This is a genomic window from Roseateles sp. Mitsp63 (assembly GCF_059491535.1).
Genome location: NZ_CP168509.1, coordinates 1818046 through 1844063, shown reverse-complemented (window position 1 = coordinate 1844063; position 26018 = coordinate 1818046). Strand labels below are relative to the sequence as shown.

At 67.5% G+C, this 26018-nt stretch carries 21 protein-coding genes; 9 read left to right on the top strand and 12 right to left on the bottom strand.

Annotated features, from left to right (window positions below; all coding sequences use genetic code 11):
* Nucleotides 1-45: 45 nt before the first annotated feature.
* From ACEN96_RS08080 to mdoH, 3 genes are all read left to right on the top strand, one after another.
* Nucleotides 46-1407 (top strand): sigma 54-interacting transcriptional regulator, encoded by a 1362-nt coding sequence (locus ACEN96_RS08080; RefSeq protein ID WP_495587513.1) that lies wholly within the window; start codon nt 46-48, stop codon nt 1405-1407.
* Nucleotides 1408-1664: 257 nt separating this feature from the next.
* Entirely contained in the window at nt 1665-3161 is a 1497-nt protein-coding gene (locus ACEN96_RS08075) for an OpgD/OpgG family glucan biosynthesis protein (RefSeq protein WP_495587512.1), read from the top strand.
* Between the two features lie 11 nt (nt 3162-3172).
* A complete protein-coding gene (gene mdoH, locus ACEN96_RS08070; protein WP_495587511.1) occupies nt 3173-5347 on the top strand; it encodes a glucans biosynthesis glucosyltransferase MdoH in 2175 nt (724 codons plus the stop codon).
* A 190-nt stretch (nt 5348-5537) separates the two neighbouring features.
* On the opposite strand, the gene ACEN96_RS08065 is transcribed toward mdoH, so the two are convergent.
* From ACEN96_RS08065 to ACEN96_RS08040, 6 genes are all read right to left on the bottom strand, one after another.
* Nucleotides 5538-5942 (bottom strand): GFA family protein, encoded by a 405-nt coding sequence (locus ACEN96_RS08065; protein ID WP_495587510.1) that lies wholly within the window; start codon nt 5940-5942, stop codon nt 5538-5540.
* 180 nt (nt 5943-6122) lie between these two features.
* On the bottom strand, nt 6123-7016 hold the full coding sequence (locus ACEN96_RS08060) for an urease accessory protein UreD (protein WP_495587509.1): 894 nt from the start codon (nt 7014-7016) through the stop codon (nt 6123-6125).
* Nucleotides 7017-7053: 37 nt separating this feature from the next.
* The gene (locus ACEN96_RS08055; RefSeq protein ID WP_495587508.1) at nt 7054-8652 is read right to left on the bottom strand and encodes an ABC transporter substrate-binding protein; all 1599 of its coding nucleotides are present in this window, start codon (nt 8650-8652) and stop codon (nt 7054-7056) included.
* 118 nt (nt 8653-8770) lie between these two features.
* A complete protein-coding gene (locus ACEN96_RS08050; RefSeq protein ID WP_495587507.1) occupies nt 8771-9892 on the bottom strand; it encodes an SDH family Clp fold serine proteinase in 1122 nt (373 codons plus the stop codon).
* A 99-nt stretch (nt 9893-9991) separates the two neighbouring features.
* On the bottom strand, nt 9992-11224 hold the full coding sequence (locus ACEN96_RS08045) for a cyclic di-GMP phosphodiesterase (RefSeq protein WP_495587506.1): 1233 nt from the start codon (nt 11222-11224) through the stop codon (nt 9992-9994).
* Nucleotides 11225-11369: 145 nt separating this feature from the next.
* Nucleotides 11370-11912 carry a c-type cytochrome gene (locus ACEN96_RS08040; protein WP_495588577.1) on the bottom strand — a complete coding sequence of 181 codons (543 nt, stop codon included), beginning with the start codon at nt 11910-11912 and terminating at the stop codon, nt 11370-11372.
* 252 nt (nt 11913-12164) lie between these two features.
* Between ACEN96_RS08040 and ACEN96_RS08035 the strand changes: the two genes are divergently transcribed.
* Genes ACEN96_RS08035 through ACEN96_RS08020 form a run of 4 tightly spaced genes read left to right on the top strand, consistent with a single transcriptional unit; the run spans nt 12165 to nt 15986 of the window.
* Nucleotides 12165-13007, top strand: coding sequence for an AAA family ATPase (locus ACEN96_RS08035; protein WP_495587505.1), 843 nt, complete (start codon nt 12165-12167; stop codon nt 13005-13007).
* A gap of 11 nt (nt 13008-13018) precedes the next feature.
* Nucleotides 13019-13243, top strand: a complete 225-nt coding sequence (locus ACEN96_RS08030; RefSeq protein WP_495587504.1) for a hypothetical protein — start codon at nt 13019-13021, stop codon at nt 13241-13243.
* A gap of 59 nt (nt 13244-13302) precedes the next feature.
* Nucleotides 13303-13911 carry a GNAT family N-acetyltransferase gene (locus ACEN96_RS08025; protein ID WP_495587503.1) on the top strand — a complete coding sequence of 203 codons (609 nt, stop codon included), beginning with the start codon at nt 13303-13305 and terminating at the stop codon, nt 13909-13911.
* On the top strand, nt 13911-15986 hold the full coding sequence (locus tag ACEN96_RS08020) for a S9 family peptidase (protein WP_495587502.1): 2076 nt from the start codon (nt 13911-13913) through the stop codon (nt 15984-15986). The genes ACEN96_RS08025 and ACEN96_RS08020 overlap by 1 nt, the downstream gene beginning before the upstream one ends.
* Before the next feature lie 96 nt (nt 15987-16082).
* Here the strand turns inward: ACEN96_RS08020 and ACEN96_RS08015 are convergent, their stop codons facing one another.
* From ACEN96_RS08015 to ACEN96_RS08000, 4 genes are all read right to left on the bottom strand, one after another.
* On the bottom strand, nt 16083-16535 hold the full coding sequence (locus ACEN96_RS08015) for a hypothetical protein (protein ID WP_495587501.1): 453 nt from the start codon (nt 16533-16535) through the stop codon (nt 16083-16085).
* Entirely contained in the window at nt 16532-18796 is a 2265-nt protein-coding gene (locus ACEN96_RS08010; RefSeq protein ID WP_495587500.1) for an RHS repeat domain-containing protein, read from the bottom strand. Before ACEN96_RS08010 ends, ACEN96_RS08015 begins: the two co-directional genes overlap by 4 nt.
* Nucleotides 18797-18799: 3 nt before the next feature.
* Nucleotides 18800-21328, bottom strand: a complete 2529-nt coding sequence (locus tag ACEN96_RS08005) for an RHS repeat domain-containing protein (protein WP_495587499.1) — start codon at nt 21326-21328, stop codon at nt 18800-18802.
* Between the two features lie 592 nt (nt 21329-21920).
* Complete coding sequence (locus tag ACEN96_RS08000; protein ID WP_495587498.1) at nt 21921-22280, bottom strand: hypothetical protein; 360 nt, start codon at nt 22278-22280, stop codon at nt 21921-21923.
* A 44-nt stretch (nt 22281-22324) separates the two neighbouring features.
* On the opposite strand from ACEN96_RS08000, the gene ACEN96_RS07995 reads away from it, so the two are divergent.
* Entirely contained in the window at nt 22325-23503 is a 1179-nt protein-coding gene (locus ACEN96_RS07995; RefSeq protein ID WP_495587497.1) for a glycoside hydrolase, read from the top strand.
* A 90-nt stretch (nt 23504-23593) separates the two neighbouring features.
* Here ACEN96_RS07995 and ACEN96_RS07990 read toward each other — a convergent pair whose 3' ends face one another.
* Entirely contained in the window at nt 23594-23833 is a 240-nt protein-coding gene (locus ACEN96_RS07990; RefSeq protein ID WP_495587496.1) for a hypothetical protein, read from the bottom strand.
* Nucleotides 23834-23877: 44 nt separating this feature from the next.
* On the opposite strand from ACEN96_RS07990, the gene ACEN96_RS07985 reads away from it, so the two are divergent.
* Nucleotides 23878-24702 (top strand): glycoside hydrolase family 62 protein, encoded by an 825-nt coding sequence (locus tag ACEN96_RS07985; RefSeq protein WP_495587495.1) that lies wholly within the window; start codon nt 23878-23880, stop codon nt 24700-24702.
* Nucleotides 24703-24720: 18 nt separating this feature from the next.
* Here ACEN96_RS07985 and ACEN96_RS07980 read toward each other — a convergent pair whose 3' ends face one another.
* Nucleotides 24721-26016: an EAL domain-containing protein gene (locus ACEN96_RS07980; RefSeq protein ID WP_495587494.1), complete on the bottom strand. Its 1296-nt coding sequence runs from the start codon at nt 26014-26016 to the stop codon at nt 24721-24723.
* Between the last annotated feature and the right edge of the window lie 2 nt (nt 26017-26018).

Here is a 26018-nt window from a genome sequence, read left to right as displayed (position 1 = left end):
CGTCCCCTCGGGGGACCGGCCACGGCACGTGGACGAGGGGCTCACATGAGCGGAGGTGCCCGCCTTCTCATCGTCGACGACGACGCCGACCTGCTGAAACTGCTCTCGATGCGGCTCGAGGCCGCCGGCTACGAGGTCACCGCCGTCGCCAGCGCCGAAGCGGCGCTCGCGCAGCTCGACGTGCAGCGGCCCGCCCTGGTGCTCAGCGACGTCCAGTTGCCCGGCATGGACGGTCTGGCGCTGTTCAACGTGATCCGTGAGCGCCATCCGGCGCTGCCGGTGATCCTGCTGACCGCGCACGGCACCATCCCGGACGCCGTCGCCGCCACCGCGCAGGGCGTCTACACCTACCTGACCAAGCCCTTCGACGGCCGCGCGCTGCTCGAGACCATCGCGCAAGCCCTGACCCTCACCGCCGCGCGCCAGGACGACAGCACCGACCAAGCCTGGCGCGAATCCATCGTCAGCCGCTCCAACGTCATGGCCGAGGTGCTGGCCGAGGCCCGCCTGGTCGCGGCCTCGCAGGCGCCGGTGCTGATCCGCGGCGAAAGCGGCACCGGCAAGGAGCTGCTGGCGCGCGCCATCCACGCCGCCAGCCCGCGCGCCGGCCGGCCCTTCGTCGCGGTCAACTGCGGCGCGATCCCGGAGCCGCTGCTCGAATCCGAGCTGTTCGGCCACGTCAAGGGCGCCTTCACCGGCGCGCTGGCGAACCACCGCGGCCTGTTCCAGACCGCCGACGGCGGCACGCTGCTGCTCGACGAGATCGGCGACATGCCGCTGCCGCTGCAGGTCAAGCTGCTGCGCGTGCTGCAGGAGCATCAGGTGCGCCCGGTCGGCGCCAGCCAGGCGGTGCCCATCGACGTGCGCATCCTCTCCGCGACCCACCGCGACCTGGAGGCCGCGCTGGCCGAGGGCCAGTTCCGCGAGGACCTCTACTACCGCCTCAACGTCGTCAGCCTGACCCTGCCCAGCCTGGCCGAGCGCCGCGAGGACATCCCGCTGCTGGCGCAGCACTTCCTGCAGCGGCTCGCGCTCAAGTACGACAAGCGCCTGAACGGCTTCGCGCCCGACGCGCTGAAGGCGCTGTCGATGGCGACCTGGCCCGGCAACGTCCGCCAGCTGCACAACGTCGTCGAACAGGTCAGCGCGCTGGCCACCTCGCCGCTGATTCCGCTGGCGCTGGTGCAGCGCGCGCTGCGCTCGCCCAGCGTCGAAGTACTTCCTTACGCGGAAGCGCGACAGCGCTTCGAGCGCGAGTACCTGGTCGGCCTGCTCAAGCTCACCGACGGCAACGTCGCCGATGCCGCCCGGCTTGCCGACCGCAACCGGACCGAGTTCTACCGCTTGCTGCAGCGCAACGGACTGGAGCCGTCGATGTTCCGCGCCGACGGGCCTGTCGCCGATTAGCGACAAGAAAAGTCGTTGCAAATCAATGACTTGCGGCAAATGACGCCGGACGCGTCGCCAGCCGGCGACAGAAATGACGCTGTGCGGCACCGCACAAAGGACGCAAGTCCTTGATTTGACTGGGAAATCGCATATGGCACGGGCCTTGCAAAAGGACCGGTCACATGCGAACTATTCACACCCCCTCCTTCCAGGCACGATCTCCGGCGGCCAGCGTCCGCCGCACGGCCGACCCGCGTCGGTGGATCGGATCGTTCATGGCCCTGGCCACCGGCGCCGCGCTGCTGGCCGCCGCGGCCTCGGCGCACGCCTTCGGCTTCGACGAGATCGCCGAGCGCGCCAAGGCGCTCGCCGCCAAGCCCTATGCCGCGCCGCCGGACACGCTGCCGGCCGAGTTGAAGAACCTCAACTACGACCAGATGCGCGACATCCGGTTCAAGCCGGCCCGCGCGCTGTGGCGCGACCAGCAGCTCCCCTTCGAGCTGATGTTCTTCCACCTGGGCCACTACCAGACCCAGGCCGTGCGCATCAACGAGATCGTCGGCGGCCAGGCCCGGCCTGTCCCCTTCCGGCGCGAGGACTTCGACTACGGCAAGAACAGCCAGCTGTCGCCGCAGAAGTGGGGCGATGTCGGCTTCGCCGGCTTCCGCGCGCATTACCACCTCAACAACGACAAGTACAAGGACGAGTTGGCCGTCTTCCTGGGCGCGAGCTACTTCCGCGTGCTCGGCGGCAACCAGCATTACGGCCTGTCGGCCCGGGGCCTGGCGATCGACACGGTCGGCGGCAAGGGCGAGGAATTCCCGCGCTTCAGCGAGTTCTGGATCGAGCGCCCCGACCCCAAGGCCACCACGCTGACGGTGCATGCGCTGATGGACTCGCAGCGCGCGTCGGGCGCCTACACCTTCGTCATCAAGCCCGGCGCCGAGACCGTGGTCGAGACCCGCGCGCGGCTGTTTCTGCGCGCGCCGGTCGCGACGCTGGCGCTGGCGCCGCTGACCTCGATGTACCTGTTCGGCGAGAACCAGCCGCAGAAGGGCGACTTCCGGCCCGAGGTCCATGACAGCGACGGCCTGATGGTGGCCAGCAGCAGCGGCGAATGGATCTGGCGCCCGCTGATCAATCCGAATGGCACGCTGACCACCTCGTTCACGCTGCCCGGCGTGAAGGGCTTCGGCCTGATGCAGCGCGACCGCCGCTTCGCCAGCTACGAGGACACCGAGGCCCGCTACGAAATGCGTCCCTCCGCCTGGGTCGAGCCCACCAGCGACTGGGGCCCGGGCCGCGTGGAGCTGATGTCGCTGCACACGCCCGACGAGACCCACGACAACATCGTCGCCTACTGGGTCCCGGCAAAGCAGCCGGCACCGGGCGAGCCGCTGGACTACGCCTACCGCCTGCACCTGCAGGGCGAGCAGCAGCAGCGCCCGCCAGGCGCCTGGGCGGTGCAGACCCGCACCGGCTACAGCTACGCCAAGCTGGACAAGAACGAGCAGCAGTTCATCGTCGATTTCGAGGGGCCCTCCCTCGCCGCGCTGCAGCCCGGCACCGAGGTCAAGGCCGTCGCCAGCACCAACGCCAACGGCGAGGTCACCGAGGTCAACGCCTATCCGAATCCGGTGACCGGCGGCTGGCGCATGGCCGTGCGCATCAAGCAACTCCGCCCCGGGCAGTCGACCGAGCTGCGCGGCTTCCTCCAGACGAAGCAGCAGGTCCTCACGGAGACCTGGAGCCTGATTCTTCCTCCCCAGTGAAGGAGCCCGAGATGACTGAATCCTTCCACGCCAGCGCGCTGCACCCGGCCGCGTCCACGCCGGGTCCGGTGGGCCCGAGCGCGCCCGCCATCAAGCGCGGCGCGATGGTGCCCCGCCCCTGGGGCCTGCGCACCCCGCCCGTCGAGCCGCTGCCCGCGTCCGAGCCGCCCCAGCCCTGGGAAACCGCGGCGCGCAACCGGCGCAATGCGCTCAAGCTCTCGATCGCCGCGGCCACCGCGCTGGCCACCGGCGTGCTCTGGCAGACCCACAACGGCTGGGCCGACAACCCCTGGGCCTTCGCGCTGCAGTGCGTGCACCTGGCGCTGTTCGCGCTGCTGTTCGCCTGGGTCAGCGCCGGCTGCGTCACCGCGGTGATGGGCTTCTGGGTGATGCTGCGCGGTGACCGCCACGCCATCTCGATCAAGGACGCCGGCAACGAGCCGCTGGGCGCCGACGCGCGCACCGCGCTGGTCATGCCGATCTGCAACGAGGACGTCCCCACCGTCTTCGCCGGGCTGCGCGCCAGCTGCGAGTCGCTCGCGGCGGCCGGCGCGCTGCGGCTGTTCGACATCTACATCCTGTCCGACAGCTCCGATCCGGAATGCCGCACGCAGGAGCTGGCCGCCTGGGCCGAGCTGCGCGCGCAGTTCGCCGGCCGCGGCCGCATCCACTACCGCTGGCGCCAGCGCCGGGTGAAGAAGAAGGCCGGCAACGTGGCCGACTTCTGCCGCCGCTGGGGCCGCAACTACCGCTACATGGTGGTGCTGGACGCCGACAGCGTCATGAGCGGCGACTGCCTGCTGGGCCTGGTGCGCCTGATGGAGAAGCATCCGCGCGCCGGCATCCTGCAGGCCGCCAACCAGGTCTGCGGCCACGACACGCCGCACGCCCGCGCCCAGCAGTTCGCGAGCCGCGTGACGGGCCGCCTGTTCGCCGCCGGCATGCAGTTCTGGCAGCTGGGCGAGGCGCACTACTGGGGCCACAACGCGATCATCCGCGTCGAGCCCTTCATGAAGCACTGCGCCCTGGCCCCGCTGCGCGGCAAGGAGATCATGTCGCACGACTTCGTCGAGGCCGCGCTGATGCGCCGCGCCGGCTACCAGGTGTGGCTGGTGGCGGACCTGCCGGGCTCGTATGAACAGCAGCCGCCGCATCTGCTGGCCGAGCTGCAGCGCGACCGCCGCTGGTGCCAGGGCAACATCCAGAACGCCGGCCTGATCGCCGAGCCCGGTCTGCACGGCGTGCACCGCGCGATGCTGGTCACGGGGGCGCTGTCCTACCTGGCCGCGCCGCTGTGGCTGCTCTACGTCGGCCTGGGCGTGCTGCTGTGGAACGTCGGCGGCAGCCAGAGCTTCCGCCCGTTCATGGAGGACGGCTCGCTGGCCCCGGGCGTGGCCGCGCTGTGGCTGGGCACGATCGGCATGCTGGTGCTGCCGCGCCTGCTGTCGGTGGCCGCGCTGATCCTGCGCGGCGAGCAGTCGCAGTACGGCGGTTCGCTGAAGCTGGTGGCCTCCTGCGCCACCGAGGCCGGCATGTCGCTGCTGCAGGCGCCGCTGCGGATGGTGGCGCATTCGATCTTCTGCGTGGTGGCGCTGACGGGGATCTCGCTGGACTGGAAGTCCCCGCCGCGGGCCGCCGAGGACGTGTCCTGGCGTGAAGCCCTCGCCGCCTATGGCCGCATCAGCGCGATCACGGCGGTGCTGGCCGCGGCGATCGGCGCGCTGAGCCCGTCGACGCTGATCTGGGTCGCGCCGATCGCGCTGCCGCTGCTGCTGGCCGCGCCGATCACGGTGCTGTCGAGCCGCTCGCGTCTGGGCGAGAAGATGCGCCGGGCGGGACTGCTGGTCATTCCCGAGGAAAGCCAGACCCCGACGGTGCTGAGCAACGCCTGGGCCTATGGCCGCCAGGAGCGCCACCTCCCCGGCTTCAGCGAGTTGCTGGCCAGCCGCCGCCTGACGGCGCTCGCGGCCGAGGCGATGGGCCGCCGCGACCTGGGCCACGGCGTGCGTGCGCAGGTGCGCGGCCGCCGGCTGCGGCAGCTGGCGGCACAGCCGGGCGCGCTGGACGGACTGTCCAACGCCGAGCGCATGCGCTTCCTGAGCGAGCCGGGCCATCTGCTGATGCTGGCGCGCCCGCAGCGGCCCGCGGCGCAGGAGGCGCGGCCGGCACTGCGACTGGCGGCTTGAGCACGCATTCCCCTTCTTAACCCCCTCGCCCCAGCGGGGAGAGGGAGGGGAGAGGGGGCTCGTGCCACACCGCTGCTGCCCTTCGAAGCACCCCCTCTCCCCTGCCCTCTCCCCCCTCGCGGGGGGCGAGGGAGTTCGCTGCGACGAGGGGTGGCGGTGGCTGGTGACTGGTGGCTGCGGGTGGAGGGCGCTACATCGGATCGCGGTCGTAGGTCCGGACCTCGTCCGGCAATCTGACCCAGCCGTGCATCCGGCAGGTGTAGACCGAGTCCTGCGGCGGCGGGAAGGTCGGATCCGCGAATCCCCCCACCGCCACCCCCACCGAGCCTTCGACCCCCTCTTCCGTGTGGAAGAGGCTGGTGCCGCAGACCGGGCAGAAGTGGAAGCGGAAGCGCGCGCCCTGGTCGCCGGCACGGACGAACTCGGTGGCGATGCCGATGACCTCATAGGGTTCGGCGAAGGCGGCGAGCGCCGCGAACACGCTGCCGGTACGGCGCTGGCACGACAGGCAATGGCAGAGGCCGGTTCCTAGCGGTTCTCCCTGCACCACGATCTTCAATTGGCCGCAACTGCACGAGGCGGTACGTGAAGCCATTCGATCACCTCCCTGGAGACCGGATGTGGAAAGGCCATGCTAAGCGCTGCGCCGGGGCGCTGGCTACATCGTTGAGACATCGTTGCCACATCGGCAAGAAGGGCCGTCCCCTCTCTGAGGGATGCCGCGAGCGCGGGGCGGGCACGGCAACGCGCCGGCGCGTCTTCGCCGAGAGTCCGGCTACATCGCCCAGAGCCGCGGCGAGCTGCCTTCCAGCCCCCACAAGACCTGACGCCATTCGGCCCAGCAGCGGCGCAGCAGCAGCGACACCGGCTCGACGACCGGCCCCAGCACCCGCAGCACCAGCACGCCGTCCTGGGCCGCCGTCGCGCCGGCGTCCAGACGCAGCGGGTCGGCCTCGATCAGCGCGCGGACCGCGTCCAGCGCGCGTTCGCGGCGCTCCCGCCCGATCGCGGCGCCGGCCGCGAAGACCAGCGTGCCCACGCAGCGATGTCCGGCCAGGCCCAGCGCGCCGTCCATCAGCAGCGCATCCGACGCGTCAAGCCGGCCGCGTTCCAGCCATCGTCCCGGGATCTCGAGGTGCTGCTCGAAGCAGCCCGTCGCGAAGGGCTGACCCGCGCCGGGCAGCCCCAGCGCCGTGATGTCCCAGGCCAGCAGCTCCGCCGACGGCGCGAGCGTGAAGCGCGCTTCATTGAGCGCCCGGCAGCCCGGGTAGGCGATCGCCTCGAGCGGCAGCCACTCGAGCCGCGCGCCGTCGCCGAGCGAGGCCTGCACGCGCTGCGTGGCGACCGCGCCCGCCGCGCTGCGGTAGAAGCGCGTCGCGCCGGGCGTCGTGATCAACGCATGGGCGCCCTCGCCCACCGTGAGGCCGACGTCCAGCGTGTCGCCGCCAACCAGCCCGCTGGGCGGATGCACCAGCACGCTGTGGCAGATCGCGTCCCCTTCCGGATAGAGGCTCTTCAGCAGCCGCAGCGGCCCCTCGTGCGCATGGCTGACGACGCAGCGCCCGTGGTCCACGCGGTAATCGGCACGCAGCCGGGCCAGCCAGTCCTTGGCGGGCAGGGCCTCATCGGGAGTCGGAAGGTTGGGGGGCGGGCTCGTCAACGCGGTCATGGCGGCGGATGTTAGGCGCATCCGTGCCCGAGCCCCCTCACTTCGGCAGCGTGACCCAGGCGTAGTCCAGCCAGTTGTCCGCGCGGTGCACGGCCTTCACGCCCTGGCGGGTCGCCCACGGCGATGCCTGGCGGTGCAGCGGCAGCACGTGCAGCTGCTCACGGTATTCCTGCAGCGCGGCCTTGATCAACTGCTCGCGCTTCACGGGATCAGCCTCGCTCGACGACGCGGCCGCGAGCTGGTCGAACTTCGGATCCTTCGAGCGTCCGTAGTTGTAGTAGCCGGCGCCCGACGCTCTGTCCTCGCTGCGATAGACCGGCGTCAGGATGGTTTCGGCGTCGGTGATCGCGCCGCCCCAGCCCATCAGGTAGAGGCTGGTCTCATAGCGCTCCAGCTTCGGAAAGTAGAGGACGCGCGGCATCGCGTTGACCTTCACCTTCACGTTGATCTGTGCCCACATCGACGCGAGCGCCAGGCAGATGCGCTCGTCGTTGATGTAGCGGTTGTTGGGGCAGTCCAGCGTCACCTCGAAGCCATCGGCGTAGCCCGCGTCCGCCATCCCCTTGCGGGCCGCGGCCAGGTCGAACGGCAGCCGGGTTTCCAGCGCGGGATCGCCGTAGGCGCCCAGCGGCGACGGCGTCAGCCCGCCGGTGGGCTGCGACAGGCCATTCATCAGCCGCTTGTGGATCGCATCGATGTCGATGGCCTGATACATCGCGCGGCGCACGCGCAGGTCCTGGAACGGGTTCCTGCCGCCGGGTGCCCGTCCGTAGACCAGCGTGTCGCGCGCCTGATCCATGCCGACGAAGATCAACCGGTTCTCCAACCCGTCGATGACCTGCACGCCGGGCGTCGCGCGCAGCCGGGGCACATCGCGCGGCGACGGATCGAGCAGCAGGTCCACCTCGCCGGAGACCAGCGCGGCGAGCCGGGTCGCGTCGTTGGAGATCGGGGTGAACTGGACCTCCTGCACATTGCCCTCGAAGCGGCCCCACCAGTTCGGGTTGCGTTTGTAGACGGTGCGGATGCCGGGCTGGCGGCTGCTCAGCAGGTAGGGGCCGGTGCCATTGGCATTGAAGCTGGCGAAGCTCTCCTCGTTGTCCTTGAAGCTGAGCGGGCGCGTGACCTTGTGCTGCTCGCTCCAGGACTTGCTCATGATGAAGAGCAGGTCCAGGTGCTGCAGGAAGATCGGATTGAAGCGCGGCTGGGTGATCTCGACGGTGAGTTCGTCGATCTTGCGCGCGGTGCCGATCGCGTTGGCATAGACGGCGATCTGCGAGCTCGGCGCCTTCGCGCGCTGGAGCGAGAAGACGACGTCATCGGCGGTGAAGGCCGAGCCATCGTGGAACTTCACGTTGGGGCGGAGCTTGAAGCGCCAGACCAGGGGGCCGACCTGGGTCCATTCGGTGGCAAGACCCGGCACGATGTTGAGCTGCCGGTCGCGGGCGGTGAGGCGCTCGTAGACCTGCGAGTTCATGCCGTTGGTGAGGCTCTCGTTCTGCGAGTGCGGGTCCATGGTCTGGGCATCGCCCTGGCTGGCCCATCGCAGCGTCTGCGCCGCGGCGGTCGACGCCGTGCCGACCGCCCCGGCGACCACGCCGGCGCACAGCGCCAGCAGCATGAGCATGCGCGTCATCCCGGTCTCCCAACGACTCTGTGAATGTCGGCCGAGTGTAGGCAGGCGGTGGTCAGCGGGTGGTCGGGGTCTTTCCGGACGGTGCACGGATTGCCAGCAGAAATCGCCCGCAGATCAGTCAATGACCGCTGGTCCGCGGCCCTTTGGGTCGGTCGCCTCCAGCTTGACCTCCTCCGCCATCCGTTCCGCAGCCGGCCTCTGGTCCATGTCGAACAGGCCGGGATACATCCTCCGGATGGCTTGATCCAGCAGTTCCCTGCCGAGTCCGAAGTCGGGAATCAATGACGTCGAGTCCATGCGTCAACTCCTCAAGAGTGAAAGAAAACGGATTGATGTCGATGACGGCTTTTCGGCCCCTTCCCATCGACGATGGCCAGTCGCGACAACGCCGAGCCACGGCAGCCACCATGCCCTCAGGCATGCGGACGTCACGGAACAACAGTCGCGCCTCCTTCCGATCGATCGCAAATCCGTGGGACGGATACCTGCGCGCCAGCACTCGCACGCCCCTGGAGTCGATATTGCCGCCCCGCGAGGCGAGCCGGTCGCCGTAGGCCTCGGCGATGGCCATGGCCCGTGTCATTTCCACAAGACGGTGCGGCTCCACCTGCGCGACGATCGGCTGGAACATTCGCCCAACCAGGAGGGACGCAGCATTGGCGGCCACGTCGGCGGACAAACCCTGCGCGGTCAATTCCTGCATCGATGCTTCCAAGGTCCGCAGTTGATAAGGCAGCAGAACGTCCAGCACTCCGCTGAATTCGAGCGCGGAACCGCGATTGGAGAATTCATGGGCCCGAGGGACCTGCATATCGAGCGGGCCGAGCTCGCCGCGATCGTCCATGTGCAGCACGGATGCTCCAAGCACGATCAGCGTCCCCGCGCTCTTGCAGCAACGCGGAACCAGCACTTCCACCCGCTGGTAGTGAAACCCAAGGGCGCGTGCGATCCTGAAGGCCGCGTGCGGGTCTCCGCCAGATGTTTCCAGGACGACAAGCACCTGCTGGCTTGCTCTGCCGCTTTCCAGCAGCCCGCTCAGGCGCTCGTATCCTTCCATCGTGACCGGTCCCGCATAGGTCACCACGTCGAACGGCGGGGCCAGCGGCCGCTTGTCCTGCGGCCCAGCCGGCGCATCGGCGGACGGCTCCGCCTCTTTCAACATCACTGCCATCGGATGCCCTCCTGCGCCAGACATCGGCGCGAGGTCCGCATCTTCGAGCGGCGCGTTCGCGAGGGCCATGGCCCGGACTGGGAGACCTTTGCCTCGAACCTCGGAGGCCGCCACTCAATCGAGTCTGTGCCGCCTACCGAGACTTGCCGTTGTCGCGTGAACCGCCGCTCACGCGGACGGCGCCTGCCACAGCTCGTCGAGCTTCTGGAAGCCCCAGGCCGCCGGATCCTCGCGGCCGATGATCCGGTCGGTCGCGCCCGCCGACGACAGATCCAGCACCTGCGTCGGGATCGGCATCTGCGACTTGGTCGAATAGAACACCCGCACCCGCGGCGCCGTCAGCGCCGTCACGTTCTGCTCCAGCACCACGGCCAGCCGGCCCGACTGCAGCTTCACCAGCGTCCCCACCGGATAGATGCCCACGCACTTGACAAAGGCCTGGAACACCCGCGGATCGAAATGCCCCGACCACTGCGCCATCCGCGCCAGCGACGAGGCCGGATCCCACGCGTTCTTGTAGGGCCGGTTCGAGGTGATCGCGTCGTAGACGTCGCACACCGCGCCCATGCGCGAGAGCAGGCTGATCTGCTCCCCGGCCAGCTTGCCGGGATAGCCGGTGCCGTCCATCTTCTCGTGATGCCGCAGCGCCACGTCCAGCGCCGCCTCGGGCACCGACGTGCCCTCCTTCAGCATCTCGAAGCCGCGCGCGGGGTGGTCGCGCATGATGGCGAACTCGGCATCGGTCAGCGCGCCCGGCTTGTTCAGCACGTTCAGCGGCATCGCCATCTTGCCGATGTCGTGCAGCAGACCGGCCAGCCCGGCCTCGCGCGTCTTCGCCTCGTCGAGCCCCATCTGCCGCGCCAGCGACACCATCAGCGCGCACACGGCCACCGAGTGCATGTACGTGTAATCGTCCTTGGTCTTGAGCCGCGCCAGGCTGATCAGCGCCGACGGGTTGCGGGCCACCGAGCTGGCGACCTCCTCCACCAGCGGCAGGCACTCCTCCGCGTCGACCGCCCGGCCCAGCCGGGCCTCGCCGAACAGGCTCATCACCGCGCGCTTGGACCGCTGCACCACCTGCGCGGCGCGCTCCAGTTCATCGCCCATCGACGCGGGCGCGGTGCCGAGTTCCCGCTTCGGCGGCGCGGCGATCACCGCCGGGGCGGCTTCGACCGGCGCGGGCGGGGCCGCCGCCACGGCCGGCGCGGGCGCCTCGACATCCAGCCCCTTGGACGCATCGATCCAGCAGAACGGCACGCCGCTCGCCTTCAGGGCCTTGAGGTCCTCGGGGTCGGTCAGGACGAACTTGGTCTTCCAGAACGGGTGCGAGAGCCAGGAGCCCTCCATCCCCTGCAGGTACATGCCCAGCTTCACGTCCGCGGTCGGGATCTTCTTCAGCATGACTGGCGATTTCGTCCAGGACAACACAGTATGGCGCCCTCCCTGGCGCTCGCACAGTCAGACGACCATGAAAAAAACCGCCCCTCGGGGCGGTTCGTGATTGTCGCCGCGCGGCCCGGGGGACCGGGGCTCAGCGTGCCACGGTTCAGCGGAACCGGGACTGCGGGACTGTACGGAGTTCGGACGGCAGGCTGGCCAGGTATTGGGACAGCTGCTTGAGTTCGGCATGGCTGAACTGCTTGACCTGCCCGGCCATGACCGCGTTGGCGCGGCCGATGTAGGTCTTGTTGTCGGACTGGTAGGACTTCAGCGCCACGTAGAGGTAGTCGGCGTGCTGGCCGGCGATCTTCGGGTAGGTGCCGTCGATGGGCTTGCTGAAGTTGGCGCCGTGACAGCTGGCGCAGGCGCCCTTGTCGAGCAGCTTCTTGATGTCGGCGGGGGCCTCGACGGTGGCCGGGACCGCGTCGACCTTGGCCAGGCCGGCGTAGTACTCGGAGATCTCGGCGATGTCCTTGTCGCCCAGCGGCTGCGCGATGCCGCGCATCGTCGGATGCTTGCGGTCGCCCTTGGCGTAGGCGGTCAGGGCCGAGGCGATGTACTTGGCGTTCTGGCCGGCGATCATCGGGACCTTGTGCACCTCGGGGAAGGTGGCCTGGTAGCCCGGGATGCCGTGGCAGCCGATGCACATGGCGACCTTGGCCTGCACCGGCGGCTGGGGGCCAGGTGTTGCCGCGGGGGTGGCCGCCGGCGCTTGTCCGGGCGCGGGCGACGAGGGAGCGTTGGACTGAGCGGATACAACAAACGCACTTCCAGCCAGCATCAACGCGAGGGAGATCTGCAGTTGTCTTCTCATGGTCCCGATCATCGAGGATTTGGGGCGGCGCGATTATAGGGGGGGCCCTATATACTGGTTTTCACCGCTGCGCTAGAGAAACCGCTCATGAAATTCCAAGGTTCCCAGGACTACGTCGCCACGCCCGATCTGATGCTGGCGGTGAACGCGGCGATCACGCTGAAGCGGCCGCTGCTGGTCAAGGGCGAGCCGGGCACCGGCAAGACGCTGCTGGCCGAGGAGGTCGCCAAGTCCCTGGGCGTGCCGCTGCTGCAGTGGCATGTGAAGAGCACGACCAAGGCGCAGCAGGGCCTGTATGAATACGACGCCGTCTCGCGGCTGCGCGACAGCCAACTGGGCGACGACAAGGTGCGCGACATCGCCAACTACATCGTCAAGGGCACGCTGTGGCAGGCCTTCACGTCGGAGACGCCGGTGGCGCTGCTGATCGACGAGATCGACAAGGCCGACATCGAGTTCCCCAACGACCTGCTGCGCGAGCTCGACCGGATGGAGTTCTACGTCTACGAGACCCGCGAGTGGGTGCGGGCCAGGCACCGGCCGCTGGTGTTCATCACGTCCAACAACGAGAAGGAGCTGCCGGACGCCTTCCTGCGCCGCTGCTTCTTCCACTACATCAAGTTCCCCGAGGCCGACACGATGCAGGCCATCGTGGACGTGCACTTCCCGGGCCTGAAGAAGGAGCTGCTGGCGGCGGCGCTGAAGACCTTCTACGACGTGCGCAAGCTGCCGGGGCTGAAGAAGAAGCCGTCGACCTCGGAGCTGATCGACTGGCTCAAGCTGCTGCTGGCCGAGGACATCCCGGCCGAGGCGCTGCAGACGCAGGACGACAAGGTGGCGATCCCGCCGCTGGTGGGCGCGCTGCTGAAGAACGAGCAGGACCTGACGCTGTTCGAGAAGCTCGTCTACATGCAGAGCCGCAACCGCTGAGGCCCGCCGCGATGAGCCAGGACTTCAACACCGCCTGGCGTGCCGCGCTGGCGGATTCGCTGGGCTTCGTCGGCGGCGGCGTGATCGGGCTGCTGGCGGGGCGCGCGCTGGGCTGGGAATTCGTTGGCGTGCCCGGCTGGGGCCTGCCGCAGATCCTCGGTCTGGCGCTGATCCTCGTGGGCATGGGCGGCTGCCGCTGGCTGCTGCGGCGCTGGCTGCTCGGCGGCAAGGGCTGAGCCCGCCGCCGCGCCCTCCTCTCTTCTCCCACTCCCGGCCGGTGGGCCGGCACGAACGAATGACCGCTTCCAATCCGTTCACCGCGCCGGTCACGCTGACCGGTCCGCACGCGCGGCTCGAGCCGCTCTCCCCCGCGCACCTGGCCGCGCTGTCCGAGGCCGCCGACGACGGCCAGCTCTGGAAGCTCTGGTACACGTCGGTGCCGGCGCCCGAGCGCATGGCCGCCGAGATCGACCGCCGCCTGGGCCTGCGCGACGCGGGCTCGATGAATCCGTTCGTGGTGTCCGACGCCGATGGCCGCGTCGCCGGCATGACGAGCTACATGCACATCGACGCGGCGAACCGGCGTGTGGAGATCGGCTCGACCTGGACGCGGGCCTCGTGCCAGCGCAGCGGCTTGAACACGCAGTGCAAGCTGCTGCTGTTGCGCCATGCGTTCGAGACGCTGGGCTGCATCGCGGTGGAGTTCCGCACCCATCGCCTGAACCAGCAGAGCCGGCGCGCGATCGAGCGGCTGGGCGCGCAACTGGACGGCATCCTGCGCTCGCACCTGCGCATGCCCGACGGCACGCTGCGCGACACCTGCGTCTACAGCATCACCGCGGCCGAATGGCCGACGATCCAGAACCACCTGCAGTGGCAACTCGACAAGCCCCGGAGCGCCTGATGGCCACGTCCAAGAAGAAGACCAGCAAGAAATCCGCGGCGCCGAAGGCGCTGAAGTCCTTCGACGCCGACGCGCTGTGGGCGCTGGCGCGGCTGGGCGCGCCCAGCCTCTCGCCCGACGGCGCGCAGGCGGTGGTGCCGGTGACGCGCTTCGACATGGAGAAGAACCGGGGCGCGACCTCGCTGTGGCTGCTGTCGACGCTGGGCGGCGATCCGCGCGTGCTGACCTCGGCGGGCGAGAAGGACGGGCAGCCGCGCTGGAGCCCGCAGGGGGACCTGGTGGCCTTCGTCTCGCGCCGCGAGCAGGAAGGCGACAAGGACGAGGCGCCGCAGCTCTACGTGATCCCGCCCGATGGCGGCGAGGCGCGCCGGGTGACGCGGATGCCGTTCGGCGTCGAGTCGTTCAAGTGGTTCCCGGACGGGAAGCGGCTGGCCTTCGTGTCGTGGGTCGATCCGGCGTTGAAGGGCCTGGCCGCGCAGGCGGAGCGCCGCAAGGCCGAGAAGGACCGCAAGGAATCGGCCTATGTGACGGAGGAAGGCTTCTACCGCTTCTGGGATCACTCGCTGCCGATGGGCCGCGTGCCGCATCTGCATGTGGTGGAGCTGGGCAGCGGCGAAGTGCGGGATCTGTTCGAGGGCACCGAGTTCGAGCTCAGCCGCGCGGAGCCGGATGCGGACACCTTCGACATCTCGCCGGACGGCGGACGGATCGTGTTCAGCTTCGACCCGAACACGCCCAAGACGCTGGAGCATCGCAACGCGCTGGCGGAGATCGACGTGCGCTCGGGCCGGGCGCAGGTGCTGCTGCATGAGCCGGCGTGGGACCTGGTCGCGCCGGTGTACAGCCACGCGGGGCATCACATCGCGTTCGTCGCCTGCCATCAGGGCTTGAAGCACACGATGCCGCAGCAGCTCGGCGTGCTGGACACGCAGGGCCACTGGGCGGTGCTGTCGGAGGACTGGGACCAGGAGGTCGCCGCGCCGCTGCGCTGGGACGAGGACGACCTGGGCGTGCTGTTCTGCGCGGAGCTGCAGGGGCGGCGGCACCTGTACCGCTTCGACGTGAAGACGCTGCACGCGTTCCCGCTGTGCGAGGGCGGGCACGTGGGGGCCTTCGCGCTCGAGGCGGGCACGCTGGTCGTGCTGCACGACAGCGCGTCCTTCCCGCCGCGGCTGTCGGTGGTGGAGCGCGAGGGCGATGCGCAGGAGCAAGAGCTGCATCGCATCGAGGCCTTCAACGACGAGGCGCTCGCGGCGCTGCGCGTCGGCGAGGTGGAGGAACTCTGGTACGAGGGGGCGCTGGGCGAGCTGGTGCAGATGTGGCTGTACTACCCGCCGGGATTCGACGGGAAGAAGAAGGCGCCGCTGATGCACCTGATCCACGGCGGTCCGCACACGGCGATGGGCGACAGCTGGCACTGGCGCTGGAACCACCAGACGATGGCGGCGCAGGGGTATGTGGTCGCGTGCGTGAACTATCACGGCTCGTCGAGCTTCGGGAATCGGTTCGCGGATTCGATCACCGGGCGCTGGGGCGAGCTGGAACTGCAGGACGTGGAGATCGCGACGGATCTGCTGCTCAAGCAGAAATGGGCGGATTCAAAGCGGGTTTTCGCCACGGGCGGGAGCTACGGCGGCTACATGGTCGCGTGGATGAACGGACACGTGCCGGCGGGCAGATACCAGGCGTATGTCTGCCATGCGGGGTGCTACGACTGGACGGCGATGTATGCGAACGACGCGTACCTGTGGCATGCGAAGGAACTCGGGACCGCGTATTGGAAGGACCCGGCGAAGGTCGCGGCGCAGAGCCCGATCGGGTACGCGCAGCATTTCAATACACCGACGCTGGTGATCCACGGACAGCTGGATTACCGCGTGCCGGATGCGCAGGGGCTGGCGTACTACAACACGCTGAAGGCGCAAGGGGTGGACGCCAGGCTGGTGTGGTTCCCGGATGAGAACCACTGGGTCATGAAGCCGAGGAATTCGAAGCTCTGGTATGCGGAGTTCTTCGAGTGGCTGAAGCGGTATGACGGGGCGCCGAAGACCGGCGGGAAGCGCAAAGGGAAGTAAGTCCTCGAAGCATTAAAGAATGGGCCTGCGAATGCAGGCCCATTTCATTTACGGCGAACATCTTCTCCGCCGCATTTTCTTGCTCTTGATTAGCTACTACACGTTTCTCGTCACGCGTCGGACAAATACACTCCTGAGCTTTGGCCACATAGTGCGAAGATACTCGGATGCTGCAGCATCCCCTCCAAGACTGGCCCGCTTCAAAAGCACATCGATGCATTCCAGGTCTTCAAGTGTCGAATCATCATTGATACGGTCTATCAGCAATCTCGCATCCTCAAAGGCGGACTGACCACCTAGGTCGCCCTCGTCCTCTTCCTCCGACTCAACCACCTTGAATCTGTCACCATGACGAGCATGAAGGAAGGACGCAACTGCGATTCCAATCTCTTCAGCAAAATTCGAGACCGTTACCTCTTCGCCTACCTGAATCTCGAAAAATCGTTTCATCGCGTCCTGTCCAGCACCAGAGTGAGGAATAAGCAGACGCACTACGTTTTCCTCGGACTCAAAACGAATAATGAGATCGCTCGGTTTAAGTTTCATCATTTTCCCGCATTTCTGTAACATTCGACGTAAGCTTCTTCAACCAGCGCCATGCAACGCGAATAGGTTTCCGCATACTTCTTAGTACCCTTTCTTCTTCCCTTAGTAACCGCCATGGCGTGGCAAAAAGCCTTCCCTGTGTCATAATCTTTATCGCACTCGCGCTCATTCAAATCTCGCTCAGTGGGCTTGCAAGCCTCAGAGCTTATTATGCCGAGGCCGATGCCTACCAGAGCCCCGGCCCAACCGCCTCGAGTCGCGCCTCCAACGCCGTTACTCACAATACTGGCACCCAAGCTCGCCGCCTGCAAACCTTCCGCGTCAATTTTATTGACGACATCGTCTTCAACATATGCATATGGCTGATTCAAATCGCGAAACTGAGCGGCCAACTTTGTTTTCATTCTCGCGCTCAGCTTAAGATAGGCGCCAGCAGGCGTTTCAGATCCGGGCAAAATTCCTAATGGATCGAACTCGACGTATCGCCCAATCGTAGGATCATAGTCCCGGAAATAATTATAATTAAGCCCCGACTCTTTGTCGAAATACTGCCCTGGGAAGCGCAGATTGACGACAAGGTTTTCGAGCGAGTTGGGAATCGATTCTGCCGCCGTGGTCCCAAAGGGTTCCGAAATCCAGCGCCAGCGCACGTCCCCAGCCGAGTTCACGATCACGCGCGGCGCATTCAGGTGATCGGAGTATGCGTAATACACCCGCAGCTCAGCCGTCGTCGAGTTCGTGAGCACGGCGATCAGCGTACCTCCGAGCCAAACGAATTCCTGCAGCACTCCACCGCTGCTGTTGTATTCCCCGAGTAACTGGCCATTCAGGTCGTACGCGAAGTGGGGCATGGAAGGACCCGTCACCTTGCGCACGCGCTGTCCTGCCGCGTCGTAGTTGAAGCTGGTCGTGACACCCGCGCGCGTGAGCGATGCGAGCCGGTTATCCAGGCCGTAGATCGCCGTGTAGGCGATGCCCGTGTCGCTCAGCGTGTTGCCTGCTGGGTCGTAGGCGAAGCTGCGAGCCGGGTTGGCAATGCTTGAGAGCCGGTTGCTCGTGGTCTCGGTCGTGTAGGTCGACGTGGCGCCATTGAGCGTCACGCCGGTACGGTTGCCATTGGCGTCATAGCCGATGGTCCAGTTCGCAGTCGGCGTGACGATGCCGGTGAGCCGGCCCATCTCGTCGTAGCTGAAGCTCTGGTTCATCGCCTGGGCTTCGGCGGTCACCTGGCCGGTGGTTGCATCCAGGTGGGTGTAGCTGACGATTCGGTCGGCTGCGTCGTAGGTGATGTCGCGGACCACCGAGCCGAGCGGGTAACGGACGAGGCGTCCGTATTGGTCGTAGACCCGCTCCTGCAGCTTGGCGCCGGAGTTCAGCTGCATCTGCCAGCTCTGCAGAGCGCCAAAGGAAGTCCACTGGATCTGGCTGATCAGCGGGCTGGCGGTGCTGCTCGCGTCTTTGGCCAGGCTCATGCTGACCGGCAGGCCGTTGGCATAGGCGATGGTCAGCACGCGTCCCGAGGGGTACGTGATGCTGGTGATGTGTCCGGCCAGGTCGTAGCCGTAGCGGGTGGTGAGCACGATCGACCCGACGGTCTGGATCACGTTGGTCACTCGACCGAAACCGTCGTAGCCGTACTTGGTGTTCCCGGCCGGGCTGGTGGCCGTGGTGAGACGGCCGATACCGGCACCGAAGCTGCCTCCCGTCTGGTCATAGGTCCACGAGTAGCTCAGCGTCGGCTGACCGCTCTTCGTGTAGACCGCCGAGGTCATTCGATCCAGGTCGTCATACGCGTAGGTGCCCAGAACGCCGCGGCTGTCGGTTCGCGTGAGCAGGTTGCCGTTCGCGTCGAAGGTGCTGTTGGCGGTGCCGGTGTCGGGGCTGGTGAGCTGATTCAGATCGCCCAGCCCGTTGCGCTGGTACGAGGTGACCAGTTGCCTCGGGTCCGTGACCTGCTTGAGCTGATCGAGTCCGTCGTAGCCCAGCGTCGTCACGCCGTTGCGAGCGTCGGTATTGGTCTTCACGCGATCGAGCGCGTCATATGCGTTCGACGTGGCGAAGCCAAAACCCGAGACGCCCTTGGCCTTGATGACCTTGGTTGGATTGCCCTTGGCGTCGTACTCGTAGTCCGTCACCGGTGCGGGCGAGACCGGTGGTGGTGGCAGCGTCGCCGCGTGAGCGATCGATGCGATCGCAGTGAGGCCTGCGGCAATCGCAGACGCGATCGCGCTCCGGCACTTCGAGTGCCTGTCTTCTCGCTTCATGACTTACTCCCTGCCCGTCGTCTGTTGTGCGCGCCCGAGGGCGTCGTACGCGCGGCTCATGGCCCGTTGCAGCGTTCCTTGCGGATCCTTGGCGACTTCCTGCGTCCGATTGCCGCTCTGGTCCAGCGTGTACTCGATGCGATTGCCCAGCGAGTCGGCCACCGCGACGAGGCGATGCGCGTCGTCGTACTCGTAGGTGGCGAAGCTGCCGTCCGGCTGGGTCGCCTTCTTCAGCAAGCCCGTGGGCCAGTACTCGTAGCCGGTGACCGCGCCTTGCGTGGTCGTCGACAGCAGGCGCTGGCGCGCGTCGTACGCATAGGTCGTCGCGATGCCGTTCGTGTCGATCATCTCCAGCGGCTGGCCGTACGCGTTGTAGCGCGGGAACTGCGTCAGGTGGCCGAGCACGTTGCTCGTCGATTGAAGGTCCCCCTTCGTGTGATCGGCCGTCGTGTCGGCGTAGTACACGTTGGTCACGACCACCTTGCCCAGCGGGTTGGTCTCCGTGAGCACCTGGCCGGTGGCGTTGTAGGTCCAACTCGTGGCGCGTGCGGCCACGCCGCTTTGCGGCGTCGCATTGAAGCCTTGAGCACCGGTCTCGTCCGTTGTCGCCTGCTCGACGCGCTTGCACAGCACGACGATGGCGCTGCCGTCCGGCAGCTTCGCGTCGGCGGGTGCGCAACTCGTGATCGCGTTGCCATTGAACGGGTCCGGCTGGCCGTTGTAGACCTGCGTGGTGATCCGCAGCGCCTCCGCCGTCTTCGTTTCCAGACGCCAGCGCGGATGCCACTGCGTACTTACCTTGCGAGCGCCCGCAGGCAGCGCCGCGCCGTCCGTCAGTACCGGCGCGCAGGCCGCGCCTGCCGCGAGCCCTTCGACACGCAACACCTCCAGATGTCGTCCCGGCACATGAGCCAGGCAGGTCTGGCCACCGTTGAAGTCGACCCGGCGAATCGGATCGCCGTAGCTATCGTTGTCCACCGCGGACGTCGCCGCCGCACAGCCAGCGCCCGCGGGTTGGCTGTTGGTCTTCAACATCGCCGTTCCGCCAATGACCTCGCTCGTCATCGTGAAGGCGCGGCCGTCCGGCCCGGTCACGGTGGCTGCCACCGGGCTGGGCGGCTGGATGGTCCGATTCAAGAGCCGAGACCCTTCGGCAAGCGTCTCGGTCATGCCCCACACGGGCGCGGTGTCCCAGGCGAACTGCCACCTCTCTCCACCCGTGCCCGTCTGCGTGGAAATGGCGCGGCCGGCCGCGTCATAGGCATAGCGGCCGAAGACGACACCGTCCTCGCCGATGGTGCGCACAAGGTTCGGGCCCTCGTACTCGTACTGGATAGAGCTGCCGTCGGGATATTTCACCGATTCAAGAGCGTACCGACCGCGGTAAGTGAAGTCGTAGCGCTGCCCAGCCGGGTCGATGACTGCCTTGATGCGAGCGTGGGTTGCGAACAGATACTTGTCGGGCCTGTCGCCCTCCATCTTGAACACCAGCCTTCTGCCCGCCTCGTCGGTGATTGAGCTCACCACTGGGGTCAATATGTGATCGAGGAAGGTCTCATTGTCCTTGTCGTCGTTCAGGAAGATACCGTCACGCTCGTAGGTCAGAGTCCGCCCGTCGATGTAGCTGATCGACTGCAGCACGCCGTCTTCGAGGCCCGTATAGCGCTCGATCGCCCCCGCCTGCGTGTCGAAGTAGAGCCACTCGCCGGAACCCCACGCCGGCAGCACCGGTGGAGGATCGATCTCGAGGACCGTGGCCGCTCGAGTGCCACGCCTGTCGAAGGTCTTCCAGATCCCACCTCCGCGTTGGAATAGGACCTGCTGATAATCGGTGCCCCAGCCATACGCCTGGACATGGCCGCGCCGGTGCAGGTTGCTGAACCAGAGGGTGCCGAAGGAGTCGTCCCCCCTGGCCTCGAGGCCGACGTCCAGCCGCTCGGACGACGCCCGGTAACTCGCTCGCAACGAATGGCCCCGGCCCCACTTCAGGATGTCGACGATCTGGTTTTTCGTCCCATCAAGAGGCCGGACCGGATTGCCGAACTGAGGGCAGCTGTCAACGGACGGCAGAGCGGACTTCACCACCGCGCAATGACTGGATGTGCCGTCGAGCGAGCGAGAACTTAGCGAGTCGCCGCACTGCATGAGAAAGGAGAAGTGGCCGTCGGTGTCGGCGAGCCGCGTCTCCTCGCCCGCATCCGAAACGGCACGCAACTCAATCGTGTAGTTGCAATCCGTGACTTTGCCGCTCGTGATGCGGGAATCCACGGACAGGCCACAAGCCTTGCTGACGAGCCTTGGATAAATCCAGCCGCCGGGGTTCTCGTAGCGATAACGCTTCTGGATTTCCTCAGTCACCGATCCATAGACCGCCGCTTGCAGCGAGCCGGGGTCGGGATAGCACCTGTTGTAGAACGCGTCCCCGAACTTCGCCTTGATCACGCTTTCGACCTGACCTCCGGCCTCCCACAAATGCCAGCAGTCGGCCGCGTGCGTCGAACCGCCGACCAGCGCGAGCACCGCGCCACTCATCACCTGTCTTCTTAGCCGCTTCACTGGAACTCTCCCGATCGCCTGTTGAATGGCAAGCGCAGGGAGATTCGCGCACGGTCGGTGCACGTCTTCATGAACCGCTCTGCGGGCCTCTTCGTGCCCGACATCGAGTCGTTCCCTCACTCCCTGACTTGTGGGCGAGATTCTGCCCGACGGCCATGAGCGCCCCGAGGCAAAACTGTCAGGAGCAGCGTGTCATCAATGCTCCGTGCGTGTCAGGTCTTGCCAACCCGCTGGCGCAATGAGGCGGCCGCACCACGAGCAAGACGCAAGAGAGCGTAAAAGGCGTGTCGGGCCAGCCCGATTGAATCCAACGAAGTCATCACCGCGCCGTTCTGGCGGCGTGAAGACATTCATGCACCGGTCGACGGGAATGCCGATTCGCGCGGGCTTCGCCCGCATCGGGCCATCCTCGCCCATGCCGCATCGAGTCCATTCCAAGGAAACGAATCCCGCCGGCCAATGCGCGCCTGCGGTAGGACGAACGCGACCTGTCCGCAAGAATCCGCGCGTCTCACGTCTCCCGCCCGACTCCACATGTCCGCAAGCACTGGCCGCGCGCCCTCGCAATTCACCCTGTTGGGCCTTCTCGTGGCTTCCACGCTCGCGGCGTGTGGCGGCGGAGGGAGCGACAGCGCCACCCCGACGCCTTCCACTTCCGGCTCCCCCGCATCTGGGCCTTCGGCTGCACCCGCACCTGCACCTGCACCTGCACCTGCACCTGCGCCTGGACCTGCACCCGCCCCTGGTCCGGCACCAGCTCCTGCTCCTGCTCCGGCTCCGGCACCAGCACCAGCACCAGCACCAGCACCAGCACCAGCACCAGCACCCGCTCCGGCACCCGCTCCGGCACCTGCGCCTGCACCCTCGCCAGCTCCGGCACCTGCGCCCGCGCCTGCACCAGCGCCCGCTCCCGCGCCCCCGCCGACATCCGCGATTGACTTCACCCTCAAGTGGACCGACGTCCACCAGACCATGGATGGCTTCGGCGCCTCCGATGCCTGGCATGGGCCATTGACCACCGCGCAGGCCGACCTGTACTTCAACACGTCGTCCGGGATCGGCCTGTCGCTGCTGCGCATGGGCATCAACCGCGACGGCGGCACCTTCTCCACCTGGAACAACGCCAAGCTCGCCATCGCGCGCGGCGCCAAGGTCTGGGCTTCGCCCTGGTCGCCCCCGGCCAGCCTGAAGACGACGGGCGACCTCAATTCCGGCTCGCTGCGCAGCGACGCCTATGCCACCTGGGCCACCACCCTCGCGTCGTTCGTCACCAACTTCAACGGCAACGTCGGCAGCCCCCTGTACGCGATCTCCGCTCAGAACGAGCCGGACTTCGACACGAAGGGCGTCTACGACATGTGCCTGTACACCTTCCCCGACATGGCGGCCTTCGTCGGCCGGCTCGGGGCCGCCGTCGCCGCGCTGAACCTGCCTGCTCCGCCCAGGATCCTGGCGCCCGAATCGGCGTCGTGGGACAAGCTCTGGAGCTATGCCTCGGCCATCAACGCCGATCCCGCGGCCCGCGGCTACGTCGGCATCTACGCCACGCACCAGTACGGCGGCGTCGGCAAGTACCAGTCGCTGAACAAGCCGCTGTGGGAAACCGAGCAGTCCTCATTCGAGGCCTTCGATCCCTCCATCGCGAACGCGCTGAAAGTCGGCGCGTGGATCAACGAGGCGATCGTCTCGGGCAACGTGACCGCCTGGCACTACTGGTGGCTCAACGGCATCAACGACGACAACGAAGGCCTGATCGGCAGGAAGGGCGACTTCCAGCTGACCAAGCGGCTCTTCGCCCTGGGCAACTACTCGCGCTTCGTGCGTCCGGGATGGGTGCGGATCGGCGTCGACGGCAGCGCTCCCGGACTCCTCATCACCGCCTTCAAGAACCCGGCCACCGGCGACTTCGCCGTCGTCGTCGCCAACTCGGGCGCCGCGACCACGCGCACCTTCGCCCTCCCCGGCGCCGACGGCAGCGCCGTGTCGGCCTACGTGACGGCCAACACCGCCCTGGGCGCCATCGGCACGGACGGCAACCTGTCGCTCGGATCGGCGTCGCAGCAGATCCCGGCATCGATCCCGGTGGCGCAGGGCCGCTTCACCGCGCCGATCGCGTACGGCCTGACGACCTTCGTCGGGAAAACCAACTGACCCCTCTCTCCATCAGCCCCCGCGCCGCCATGACCTCTCGCGCCTGCAACGCCGATCCCTCGAGCGCCGCCCGGGTCTTGTCGGCAGTCATCAGAGGCTGGGCGCTGGTGCCGTTTCTGCTGACGGCCTGCGGCGGCGGCGGCAGCGAGGGCAACTCGGCGAATCAGCCAACCGCCAGCGGGCCAGCGCCCGCCCCCGCGTCTTCGCCAGTTGCTGGTCCAGCACCAGCACCAGCACCAGCACCAGCACCAGCACCTGCTCCAGCACCAGCACCAGCACCGGCTCCAGCTCCGGCACCAGCCCCCTGCGCCCTCCCGTCCTCGTTCTCATGGACTTCCACGCAGGCCCTGATCGCGCCGCAGTCGGCCAACTTCGTGTCCATCAAGGATCCGACGATCGTCCGCTACAACGATCTCTATCACGTCTTCGCGACGGTCTTCGATACGTCCAGGAACGCCTGGAGCGCCGTCTATCTGAACTTCAGCGACTTCTCCAAGGCCGCGAGCGCGGTGCAGGTGCCGCTGGCCGGCAAGCCGGTGGGCGACGCCGTCGCGCCGCAGGTCTTCTACTTCCGGCCGCACAAGAAGTGGTACCTGATCTCGCAGTGGGGCGCCAAGTACTCCACCAACACCGACATCGCGAATCCCGACGGCTGGACGGCGCCCAAACCCCTGCTCAGCGGGGGGCCGCCCCACGCGCTCGACTACTGGGTCATCTGCGACAGCGAGAACTGCCACCTGTTCTTCTCGGCCGACGACGGCAAGCTGTATCGCTCCAAGACCGCCATCGGCAACTTCCCGAACTTCTCCGGCTACGAGACGGTGATGGCGGACGAGGCGCCGCGGCTGTTCGAGGCGAGCAACGTCTACAAGGTCGAAGGCACCAACCAGTACCTGCTGCTGGTCGAAGCCTACGGGCCGCGCTACTTCCGCGCCTGGACGGCGACCAGCCTCGATGGCCCGTGGACGGCGCTGGCGGACAGGCAGTCAGCCCCGTTCGCGGGCGCCGCGAATGTCTCGTTCAACGGGCCCCGGTGGACCAACGACATCAGCCACGGCGAAATGATCCGCGCCGGCTACGACGAGACCCTGGCCATCAACGCCTGCAACATGCAGTACCTGTATCAAGGTGTCGACCCCGCGTCGACGGCCGACTACGACCGGCTGCCGTATCGGCTGGGCGTGCTGAAGGCGCGATGAACCGGCCCCCGCCAGGACTCACGCCTCGTCCCAGTCCAGATCCCCGCACAGCACCCGCAGCCGGCCCTCCTGCCAGTACGCGACCGACACGGTCACGCACATCCGCGCCCCGTGCAGGCTCAGGTAAGGCCTCGTGGTCTGCACCTCGCCGACGCTCTCCACCGCCCGCCTGAAGTACGGCCGCCGCGCCCAGCGCGCATCCCCGGCGCGCTCCATCGGCAGGAACCGCGGATCGAGCTGCGCCGGCCCGCTCGCCGGCACCGCCCTCGGACCGAGCTCCCGCCCCTCCTCGTCCAGCAGGTAGCACATCTGCGCCCCTTCCAGCTTCAGGAACGGCTCCACCGCCTCCCTCAGCGTCTTGCCCTGCTGCAGCGGCTGCAGCGCCAGCGCGATCGCCGTGCGGAACGGCGTCAATCGATCCAGGTGGTCCTGCCGCAGCTGCGTCTGCCGCTCGTTGAACAGGCTCCACACCTCCTCCAGCGCCGACGACACCCCCGGCCCGTCCCTCAGGAACGGCGCCGGATGCCCGAACGCGAAACCCTGCACCAGGTCCACGTCCGCATCCATCGCCAGTTGCGCGTCCTCCGCCGTCTCGATGCCCTCCAACAGCACCAGCGAGCCGCATTCATGCAGCAGCGCCACCATCTGCGACAGCACCCGCGCCATCCGCCTCGACCCGCGCGAGCGCCTCAGCAGCGAGCGGTCCAGCTTCACGATCTCCGGCCGGATCCGCCAGATGCGGTCGAAGTTCGAGTGCCCCACGCCGAAGTCGTCCAGCGCCAGCAGGCAACCCGTCGCCCGCGCCGCCTCGACCGCGTCCTCGAAGCTCTCGTCGCGCGCCATCACGTCCTCGGTGACCTCGAACACCAGCCGGTGCGTCGGCAGCCCCAGTTGGTGCACCACCTCCACCGCCCGCGCCAGCATCCGCACCTGCAGCGCCGCGTGCAGGAACACCGCCGGATGGATGTTCAGGAACAGCCAGCAGTCCGGCTGCCGCTGCGACACGAAGTTGTGCACGTGCAGCAGCCGGCACAGCCGGTCCAGCAGCACCTGCTCGTCGAAGGTCCCCACGCCCTCGAACGCCGTCACCGGCGTCACCGGCCGCCCGCGGTCGTCCTCGACCCGGATCAGCCCCTCGTAGCCCACCGGCCGCCGGTGCGGAAAGCTGTACACCGGCTGGAACGCGCTCGTCAGCCGGTACTGCCCGGAATGACCGACCCAGCGTCCCCGCTCCTCCACGATCGCCCCGTAGAGCGCGCGCAGCATCGCCTCGACCTCGGCGTTCTCGCCGTCGTTGCCCCGCCCGTGATCCATGC